This is a genomic window from Clostridium sp. HBUAS56010 (assembly GCF_007115105.1).
GTDB lineage: Bacteria > Bacillota > Clostridia > Lachnospirales > Lachnospiraceae > Lacrimispora.
The window spans coordinates 1-2,171 of sequence record NZ_SULJ01000039.1 but is presented as its reverse complement, the minus strand read 5'-3'; the positions used below and the strand labels follow the sequence as shown (position 1 = coordinate 2,171).

Here is a 2,171-nt window from a genome sequence, read left to right as displayed (position 1 = left end):
ACAAGAAACTACATAAATTTGTGACAAAATGTTTATTTTATGCTGAAGCTGTAAGAGTAGCTAACTTACGGCATATATGAAGAAAATAATGAGAAGAAAGGAATACAGTAAACACCGGTTATAAGCGAATGCGCATTCCCTGTTAAATAGGGAAATTTGATTAAATTATATATGGGCGGTAGCCCTTGCACTCATTGGTCAATAGCACAGACCAAAAACAGAGAAACAGAACCATCGGGATTAGGGTGGGAGTTATTTGAAAACTATGTAATTGGACTCAAAAAATATAAACCAGACTATTTCCTTTACGAAAACAATAAATCAATGTCTCCGGCAATTCGGGAGCAGATCACGAAGGAGTTAGGCGTTGAACCGATATTGATTAACTCAGCGTTGGTATCGGCGCAGAATCGTAACAGGTTGTATTGGACTAATATTCCGGGAGTTACACAGCCCGAAGACAAAGGTATTCTGTTAAAGGATATTTTGGATACTGGTATGGCATGGAAGGAAAAAAGTTATACCTTAGATGCAAATTATTATAAAACTGCCGGTACATATAATCCGAAGAGTCAGCATTCATATTCTAGGCACATGGCGGCAGAACTGTTACCGTTTGGAATAAATGAGTTAGGGAAAGTTTATGCGTTAAATGATGATGGATTTGGTAAGGCAAGGACAATTAAGGCTCAATATTATAAAAATTCTACTGCTAATGCTTTTTATTCTGGCACATACGGTGCAACTCTGGCGGCTGTGCCGATCAATACAACGGTAGAGGGTAAGTCACAATGCTTGAGAGCTACTTATTACAAAGATGGAATCAGAAATATGGTAGGAAACAATATAGACAAAAAGACTTGCGTTGGAGTTCCGATGTGTATAGCAGAAAGAGGACGCTATAAAGACGGAAAAGTGCAACAAAACTATGAGCCTCAATATTCCAGGAAGACTAATACACTTACAACGGTGCAAAAAGATAATCTTGTCATTGATTTTTGGGACGGTAAGACCTACCCGGTCTATGAAATTAAAAGCGGACAGATATCTATCAAAGGAAAACAATATCCGATAAAGTTACCCGATGGGTATTACATAATCCGCAAATTAACAGTAGCAGAGTGTATGAGATTGCAGACAGTGCCAGATATATACATCTTCCCAGTTAGCAACACGCAAGCTTATAAAATGCTTGGGAACGGGTGGACGGTAGATGTTATAGCCCATATTCTTTCCTTTGTTCCAGGGATTACAGAAGAAGAGATAAGAGTAATGTCCATGTATGATGGTATGAGCTGCGGACACATAGCCCTTGATAAGTTGGGAGCAAATGTTGTGAAGTATTATGCAACGGAAATAGATAAGTATGCTATCCAGACAGCCCGTGAGAATTATCCGGAAATAATTCACTTGGGTGATGCTTACCAGGTAAGGAATGAAGATTGGTTTATCAACTAAACCCGAAGTTAACTGAATAAAAAATTTACATAATTAAGAATTGAAAGGAAAAAAGAGTTCCGGCCGGACAAAAAGATCTTTTCTCCTGGATATGAAATGAAAATATTAGTAGCTTGCGAAGAAAGTCAGGCAGTAACGATAGAGTTGAGAAAATTAGGTCATGAAGCCTATAGTTGCGATATTGAGCCATGTTCTGGAGGACACCCAGAGTGGCACTTACAGGAAGATGTAACACCGTTGTTAAAGCAGCGCTGGGATATGGTCATAGCTTTTCCACCCTGTACCCACTTAGCCACAAGCGGAGCGAAGCACTTTGCGCAGAAGAGAGCGGACGGAAGACAGCAACAGGGTATTGATTTCTTTATGTTGTTTGCTAATCTGGACTGCGAGAAGGTAGCTATTGAGAATCCGGTGGGAATAATGTCTACCGAATGGAGGAAACCAAACCAAATTATTAATCCGTATCAATTTGGTGATCCTTATGAGAAAAAAACCTGCTTATGGCTTAAGGGATTGCCACATCTGCAGCCTACAAACATAGTTGAACCTCCGCCAAGGCAAGTATTGAGCAGCGGAAAGACAATACCATTCTGGTATTCAAATTGCGGAGGGAATAGAGCAAAAGCCAGAAGTAAGACATTCCCTGGAATTGCCAAAGCCATGGCGGAGCAGTGGGCAGGTAACAATACATAATTTAAAGCAAATTAAAGTTT

The 2,171-nt window shown here is 39.8% G+C and carries 2 protein-coding genes; both read left to right on the top strand.

Annotated features, from left to right (window positions below; all coding sequences use genetic code 11):
* The first annotated feature begins 156 nt into the window (after positions 1–156).
* Positions 157–1,458 carry a DNA cytosine methyltransferase gene (locus tag FAY33_RS19825; RefSeq protein WP_207706038.1) on the top strand — a complete coding sequence of 434 codons (1,302 nt, stop codon included), beginning with the start codon at positions 157–159 and terminating at the stop codon, positions 1,456–1,458.
* Between the two features lie 96 nt (positions 1,459–1,554).
* Positions 1,555–2,151, top strand: coding sequence for a hypothetical protein (locus FAY33_RS19085; RefSeq protein WP_143323066.1), 597 nt, complete (start codon positions 1,555–1,557; stop codon positions 2,149–2,151).
* The last annotated feature ends 20 nt before the right edge of the window (positions 2,152–2,171 follow it).

Bases quoted from the DNA above. Each gene is read 5' to 3' on its own strand.
- FAY33_RS19085 (WP_143323066.1), top strand. From the start codon at position 1,555: ATGAAAATATTAGTAGCTTGCGAAGAAAGTCAGGCAGTAACGATAGAG.